We start from the raw sequence: 7,573 nt of genomic DNA, 5'->3' as shown, positions 1-7,573 counted from the left end.
AGTACCGACATGGTCATAATCATCGGATTGTTCTTCGGATTCTTTTCGAAATAGTCAGCAACCTGATGATTTGCTATTGGGCAAAAAATAAAACAGAGCAAGGTCTTGCAACCGAACTTGGACTTAGAAACCCCTATCAGGCTAAAGACTACGTTATTGCCTTGAAGAATTATAATGCGTTTAAGTGCATGGAAATTATCGGTCTCTTACGTATATACGATGCCAAATCAAAAGGCGTTGATAACAACTCTGCCCCTGACGGGGAATTACTGAAAGAATTACTATATAAAATAACTCACTGAATTTGTACATTATGGGAAAGAGAATAATAACATCATTGCTTATTTCGCTATTTGTCTCTATTTCATTGTTTGCTGATGAATATATTGACAAGCAGACGTACGTGTATTCTGTAAAAGATGGTAGCTCGTTGAAACTGGATAGATACTATCTTAAAGATGATGAAGCAGTAGCTGTAAAGGTTACCCCTTGTATTGTTTTTATGTTCGGAGGTGGTTTTGCAGCCGGCGAACGTGACGGCGAACAGTATGTGGACTATTTTCATAAGTTGGTAGAAAAAGGATATCAAGTTGTATCTATCGACTATCGCTTAGGAATGAAAAATATTGGTGATGGCTCGCAGATCGACCCAATGCGTTTTGCTGCATTATTGACCAACAGTATAACAATGGCTGTAGAAGATCTTTTTGATGCAACCACCTTTGTATATAATCATGCTGATGATTGGAATCTCGAAAAAGATGAAATTATTACGAATGGTTCGAGTGCCGGAGCTGTTGCCGTTCTGCACGGAGAATATGCAATATGCAATAAGAGCAAGCTTGCAGAGAAGCTTCCTCAAGGGTTTAATTATGCCGGAACAATTGCTTTTGCCGGAGCTATCTTTAGTACAAGCGGAGATTTGAAATGGCAAACAGAACCATCGCCTATACAGATGTTTCACGGAGATGCCGACCGGAATGTTCCATTTGATAAAACAGAAATGCTTCAGGTTGGGCTGTATGGTTCGAAACATATTGCAAAACAGCTTCAAGAATTGAATACTCCATATTATTTCTACAAAGTAGAAAATGCTGCACATGAAATAGCCGAACGTCCGATGAAAGAGAACATAAATGAAATATGCTCATTTATTGATAAGCTGATCATAGGCAAAGACAACTTGATGATAAACACAGGAGAGGTAGAAATAGGTAAGCCCGAATTGAAAAAAGACTTCGACTTAATGGATTATATAAAAGCTAACTTTGGAGGATAGTCTTTTACACATTATTCCGTTTTATTTTATACAAACTCGTCGGGAAGATTTACTAAATACAGTTTCTTCCCGGCTCGGGTAATTGCCGTGTAGAGCCAGCGATAAAAGTTTATCCCTAAATGTTCCTCCGAAATATAGCCTAAGTCAAGAAAAACGGTACTCCATTCACCCCCCTGTGCCTTGTGGCAGGTGACAGCATAGGCAAATTTTACTTGTACAGCATTATAGAAAGGGTCGGTTTTCAGCTTTTTCATTTTCCCGGCCTTTGTAGATATATCAGAGTAATCTTCTAATATATTTAGGAATAATTCTTCTGCACGCTCACGAGGTAATCCCGAAACATCAGAGTAAAGCGTATCCATAAGTATCTTGATTTCGAACTCTATATCATAATCGAGGCTCCTAACCAAGACATCACAAAAGCGGAATCCATACAATTCTTGTTCACGGCGAACACGAAGCACTTCTACTATTTCACCATTCGCTAAGAAATCTATTCCTTCTATGTTTTCTGTCCAATAATAATTATTTTTAGTGATCATCAGCATATCTCCCGCCGATAATTCCTCCTCTCTGTATAGAATCCTGTTGCGCACCCCCTGATTGTAGATGTTACATCGCTTATTGGAGCGGGAAACAATCATCGTATTGTCTAGCCCTTCTCTATCATAAGATGCGGAAATCTCATCGATAAGGTCTTCTCCGTTGATGCGTACAATATCGTTAAAATTATCGAGAAGGAGTTTGGGATATGCTCCGGTTTCTCCTTTGCTCAACAGATTACGTATATTGGTGGCATTATAAAGGATGCCCGAACTTTCAGCTTGCCGCACTATCTGTGAGAGCATAGCCTCATAAACATCGAGTCCGTAGCCTTCGAGTACTGCCGTTTGTAGGGCAGGGCTATCTTCTTCCATAACAGGTGGCAACTGTGCCGAATCGCCAATAAGCAATAAGCGACAGTTTTCGCTAGAATAGACATAATGAATGAGATCATCGAGCAGATGCCCTGTACCAAAGAAGGATGCATCCATTCCACTATTACTGATCATAGAAGCTTCATCTACAATAAAAAGTGTGTCTTTATGCAGATTATCCATCAGTCCAAAGCTTCCGAAGTCTCCTGCATACTTCTGTTGTCGGTATATTTTCTTGTGAATGGTAAAAGCCGGATGGCTGGCATAGGATGAAAACACTTTCGCTGCTCGTCCTGTAGGCGCTAGTAATACTGTTTTTTGCTTAAACTCGGTCATCGTTTTTACTAAGGCTCCGAGCAAAGAAGACTTTCCTGTTCCGGCATATCCCCGCAACAAAAACAGAGTCTCTTCTTTTTGTAAAAATAAGAAGTTTACGATCCTCTCCAAAGCTTCATTTTGTTGGCTTGTTGGTTCGAATGGGAAATTCTCTATTATTTTACTGCGGAAGAAATCATTGATCATAGCGGAAAGAAATGGTGAATTGAAGGTCAAAAATAGCAGATAAAAATATCTTTTTCTAACTTTGTGTATAGAAATACCAAAATATGTTTTTACCGGAAAGTATAGACCTCGGACAATCAGATAGATATGTGTTATCGATACGGATAACGCCCTATAGCTTTATGTTCTCTATTTCAGATCCTGAGACAAAAGAGAACTATTGTCTGCGTGAAACATCTTTTTCGATGAGCGATAACCTTCTGGCAAATATTCAACGAATCATTTTTGATTTTAATTTTCTTACGCAGGAGTTTAAGCAGACCAATGTTGTTTTTGTTTCATCAAGCTATGATCTGATTCCTGCCCGATATTTTGATCTTAAAGAGAAAGAGCATTTGTATAATTTTACACATGTTGAGAAAGCAAGCCATCTATCTACGGGTTTTATCAAAAACCAGGATGTGACTACATTGTTTAATTTGAATAAAGATATTTTTGACTTTCTATCCAGAAGCCTTTGGGCTCCGCACTTTTTTCATCATACCAATTTGCTTATCAATTACTTTGAAGATAAAAATAAGCTTACAGGGAATGCTTCGAGAATGTATTTAAACTTTCACGATAATTTCCTCGATATTATTTGTTTTACCGGGCCAAAATTGGTTCATAGCTTAACGCATACGAATGAACAAATAACAAACCAGCTATATTATATTCTTAAACTTTGGGAGCAATGCAGGTTCAGCCAACTGGATGATTATCTTTTTATAGTCGGGAATCCCGATCTGCAATTGGTGAAACTTCTGCAACAATATATAAAAAACATTGAGCAACAGAATATTCCGAGTGAGATTTTCTTGTGGAATGAAGATGCTCAAAAAGCTCCATTAGACTTACTAACATTATCATTATGAGAATTATCAGTGGGAAATATAAAGGGCGTAGATTTGATCCTCCTAAAAGTTTCAAGGCACGTCCTACAACAGATTTTGCAAAAGAAAATATATTTAACGTCCTGAACAACTCTATAGACTGGGAAGAAACTACAGCATTAGACCTTTTTGGAGGTACAGGTAGTATTAGTTTCGAATTGGTTTCGCGAGGGTGTCCACGTGTTGTATGTGTAGAGAAAAACTTTGCTCATGCTTCATTCATCGAAAAAACAAAAGCAGAATTACAAATACAATCGGAGCTAATGCTCTCCAAGATGGATGTATTCAGTTATTTGGTGCATTGTAAAGAGCAGTTTGATTTTATTTTTGCCGACCCTCCTTATGATTTAAAGCATTTTGAAGATGTGCCTAAGCTTGTATTCGAAAAAGAATTGATAAAGCCGGGGGGAATATTTATTCTTGAACATTCTAAGGATTATAATTTCTCTAATTATCCGTTATTCGAAGATCAACGAGTATATGGAAGTGTGAATTTTACCGTATTTAGGAATGGTTCTATATAAAAAAGAAAAGGTTGTCATCTCGACAACCAATCTTCATTGTTAACCTTAAATCTAATACCATGAAAAACACAGTACAAAGATAGTGTATTTTTCATGTTGTAAAACATATTGCAAGGTTTTTTTTTATCATTTTTTTCTATATTGCAATAAATGTATATTATAACGTATAATTAACGTTATATAAAACAGTAACTTAGCATACTATATCCAAATAATAACTATTTTACAAATCTCTCAAAATCTTCCTGTAAAGACTTTATTCGTAAATATTGTTTAATACTAATCTGATAGATAGGGGATACTTTGTTTTGTAATGTGTTTTATGTGTGTTGTTTACCTGTTTGTTTTGTGGTAAATCTTTTCCTGAATTTACGCTTGATGAAAAAAATAGTATCGAGAAAGGAGGTTTAAATTATATATCTATAGAATGGATACTATATAAAAAAGAAAAGGCTGTCATCACGACAACCAATCTTCATTGTTAACCTTAAATCTAATACCATGAAAAACACAGTACAAAGATAAGTGAATTTTTATGTTGTAAAACATGTTTGGCTGTTTTTCTTTATTTGTTTAACTTTATTTAACTTGTTCGATGCTATCCGGTAGTTCTTTTTGGGCTTTAACTCCTAGATCTTTAAGCATTTCTGCCTGTCGTATGAGATTACCATTACCTTCTTTCAGTTGTGACAGGGCTTTATCGTATGCTTTCTGAGAACGTTCTATGTTTTTCCCTACATCTTGAAGCGTTTCTACAAAGCCCGCAAACTTATCGTATAAGGCAGCTCCTCGTTTGGCTATCTCTATGGCATTGCGGCTTTGGTATTCGCGTTTCCACAGGTCGGCTACCACTTTCAATGAGGCTACCAAGTTTGTAGGACTTATCAATAAGATCCGTTTGCGATATGCATAATCCCACAGCGTAGAATCGAGCTGCATCGCTAATATATAAGCCGGTTCGTTAGGGATAAACATCATCACAAAGTCGAGAGATTCTACATAGTCTTGATATGCTTTTTGGCTCAGCTCATCAATATGCTGCCTTACAGAAGTAATATGTTCTTTTTCGGCAGAGATTTTTACTGCATCTATTTCAGCTTCCACATACTTAATGTATGCACTCAGGGATACTTTCGAGTCTATGATAATTTTTCGTCCACCGGGATAAACAACTGTAACATCGGGCTGCATATATTTATTTTGCGTGTTCTGAATGCGTGTTCCGTTTTCGTCGGTAATAAATTCCTGAGTGAAATATTCTTCTCCTTTTTTGAGTCCCGATTTTTCTAATATAGATTCCAGAATCATTTCGCCCCAGTTACCCTGTATCTTATTGCTACCTTTCAGTGCTTTCGTTAAGTTATTAGCATCTTCGCTTATCTGATTATTCAGAGCAACCAGATCTTTGATACGTTCTTCGAGCGAAAAGCGCTGCTTCGATTCTTTATCGTACGTTTCTTCTACTTTTACTTTAAACTCAATCAGTTTTTCATTCAAGGGTTTCAGTATAGCCTCCATATTCGCCTTGTTCACATCGGTGAAGCGAAGGGTTTTTTCTTCCAATATCTGTGTCGCTAATATTTGGAAATCTTTATTTAGATGAGTCCGGGTATTCAATAACTCTTCTTGCTGAATGCGTAATTGTTCTTCTCTGGACTGTAGTAAAGCTTTATTTTCTGCAATCTCTTTCACATGCTCTAATTGAGCCATTTGTAAAGACTCCTTATCGCGAGTTAAGCGAACAACTTCTTCTTTCAGTTCAGATTCTCTCTGCTTATTGTTTCTTTGGATTAAATAAATAACAATTGTAGCCAGGATCAATATTACGCCGGCATAAACTAATTCCATATTGATTTGTTTTAAAAGAAACGGAAAGTTATTTAAAAGATTCCCTTTAACAAAATTTGCCTCAAAAAACTTGTGAACATCTTTGTTCAAAGATATTTTTGTCTGGTAAATGAAGGAATGAAAATATTATACAGTAAACATTTTCCACCGGGGAATTTCGGAGCAATCAACCTGTTTGGAATAATCATTGCTCGTAAGGATTATGGTAGGCTGACTGATGCCGAAATAAACCATGAGTGTATACATACACGACAAATGGCAGAAATGCTCGTCATATTCTTTTATATAAGCTATTTGATAGAGTGGATCGTTCGCTTGATACAATATAGGAATATGTTTGATGCTTATGTAAACATTTCGTACGAACGCGAGGCGTATAGCAATATGTATAATATTGAATATCTGAAGAAGAGAAGACCTTTTACTTTTAAAAATTATTATAAAAAAACGGTATGAAACTTAGATTATTCATATATTTATTATGTACCGTGATCGTAGGGGGAGTATCATGTGTACAGAGTCAAAATAAAATAGAACAAGGTAATATGAAATACAATAAACTGACACCCGAAGAAGAAAGGGTAATAATACATAAAGGCACAGAAGCTCCTTATACAGGAGAATATGTGAATAATAAGCAGACTGGAGTGTATGTGTGTAGAAGATGCAACGCCCCTCTGTATAATTCATCTGATAAATTTGATTCTCATTGTGGGTGGCCTTCTTTTGATGATGAAATAAAGGGTGCTGTAAAACGTGTTCCTGATACCGATGGAAGACGAACTGAAATAATATGTACAAACTGCGGTGCTCATCTAGGACATGTATTCCTCAACGAAGGCTTCACGGCAAAAGAGACAAGGCACTGCGTAAACTCGATATCACTAAAATTTATACCTCAAGAGAATAAAATGATTAAGAAAGCTTATTTTGCCTCCGGTTGTTTTTGGGGCACAGAGTATTATTTTATGAAAGCCAAAGGTGTGGCACATACCGCCGTAGGTTTTATGGGTGGGCATGTAGATCATCCTAGTTACGAACAAGTTTGTCAGAAAAATACCGGACATTTAGAAACAACAGAAGTAGAATATGATACTTCTAAAACCACGTATGAAGACCTTGTCAAGTTGTTTTTCGAAACGCATGATTTTACTCAAACAAATGGGCAAGGTCCGGATATTGGGCCTCAGTATCTTTCTTGTATATTTTATGCCGATGAGAATGAAAAAAATATTGCTGAAAAATATATATCGATTCTACAAAAAAAGGGGTATAAGGTTGCAACAATGCTAAAACCCTTATCTACATTCTGGAAAGCAGAAGATTATCATCAACAATATTACGAGCACAAAGGAACAACTCCTTATTGCCATGTATATAAAAAGATATTCGAATAGTTGGAGTGTCTATTAGTTAACAGGTTAATAAATATATTATCAATTTGAATACATTAAATTATTATATTTAATGTATTCATATTATTTTTGTGTCTTAACTAAAAATCAGAAAAGTATTTTAATTAAATTATTTTTTTATGCTTAAAACAATCTTATCTATTTCTGGAAAACCCGG

Annotated in this window: 7 protein-coding genes and 1 pseudogene; 6 read left to right on the top strand and 2 right to left on the bottom strand. The window is 36.0% G+C overall.

The genetic code is table 11. From position 1 onward, the window contains the following. Nucleotides 1-302 (top strand): annotated as a pseudogene (locus tag LDB17_RS06260) (DNA polymerase III subunit delta); the annotation flags it as partial. Between the two features lie 11 nt (nucleotides 303-313). After that, nucleotides 314-1,279, top strand: coding sequence for an alpha/beta hydrolase (locus LDB17_RS06255; RefSeq protein ID WP_252637647.1), 966 nt, complete (start codon nucleotides 314-316; stop codon nucleotides 1,277-1,279). A 26-nt stretch (nucleotides 1,280-1,305) separates the two neighbouring features. Here LDB17_RS06255 and LDB17_RS06250 read toward each other — a convergent pair whose 3' ends face one another. Beyond that, nucleotides 1,306-2,718 carry an ATP-dependent RecD-like DNA helicase gene (locus tag LDB17_RS06250; RefSeq protein ID WP_252637649.1) on the bottom strand — a complete coding sequence of 471 codons (1,413 nt, stop codon included), beginning with the start codon at nucleotides 2,716-2,718 and terminating at the stop codon, nucleotides 1,306-1,308. A gap of 83 nt (nucleotides 2,719-2,801) precedes the next feature. Here LDB17_RS06250 and LDB17_RS06245 point away from each other — a divergent pair, with 83 nt between their 5' ends. Both LDB17_RS06245 and LDB17_RS06240 read left to right on the top strand, forming a co-directional pair. After that, nucleotides 2,802-3,611 carry a DUF3822 family protein gene (locus LDB17_RS06245; RefSeq protein ID WP_252637651.1) on the top strand — a complete coding sequence of 270 codons (810 nt, stop codon included), beginning with the start codon at nucleotides 2,802-2,804 and terminating at the stop codon, nucleotides 3,609-3,611. Next, the gene (locus LDB17_RS06240) at nucleotides 3,608-4,153 is read left to right on the top strand and encodes an RsmD family RNA methyltransferase (RefSeq protein WP_252637652.1); all 546 of its coding nucleotides are present in this window, start codon (nucleotides 3,608-3,610) and stop codon (nucleotides 4,151-4,153) included. The genes LDB17_RS06245 and LDB17_RS06240 overlap by 4 nt, the downstream gene beginning before the upstream one ends. A 579-nt stretch (nucleotides 4,154-4,732) precedes the next feature. Here the strand turns inward: LDB17_RS06240 and LDB17_RS06235 are convergent. Further along, nucleotides 4,733-6,001: a DNA recombination protein RmuC gene (locus LDB17_RS06235; RefSeq protein WP_252637653.1), complete on the bottom strand. Its 1,269-nt coding sequence runs from the start codon at nucleotides 5,999-6,001 to the stop codon at nucleotides 4,733-4,735. 117 nt (nucleotides 6,002-6,118) lie between these two features. Between LDB17_RS06235 and LDB17_RS06230 the strand changes: the two genes are divergently transcribed. Beyond that, entirely contained in the window at nucleotides 6,119-6,457 is a 339-nt protein-coding gene (locus LDB17_RS06230; protein WP_135103752.1) for a hypothetical protein, read from the top strand. Further along, nucleotides 6,454-7,398, top strand: a complete 945-nt coding sequence (locus LDB17_RS06225) for a bifunctional methionine sulfoxide reductase B/A protein (protein WP_252637654.1) — start codon at nucleotides 6,454-6,456, stop codon at nucleotides 7,396-7,398. The genes LDB17_RS06230 and LDB17_RS06225 overlap by 4 nt, the downstream gene beginning before the upstream one ends. Nucleotides 7,399-7,573: the final 175 nt, after the last annotated feature.

It is taken from the genome of Dysgonomonas sp. Shenzhen-Wh21 (genome assembly GCF_043392705.1).
Taxonomy (GTDB): domain Bacteria; phylum Bacteroidota; class Bacteroidia; order Bacteroidales; family Dysgonomonadaceae; genus Dysgonomonas.
Note: the sequence above shows the minus strand (reverse complement) of the source record. Positions and strands in the feature narration are given on the sequence as shown.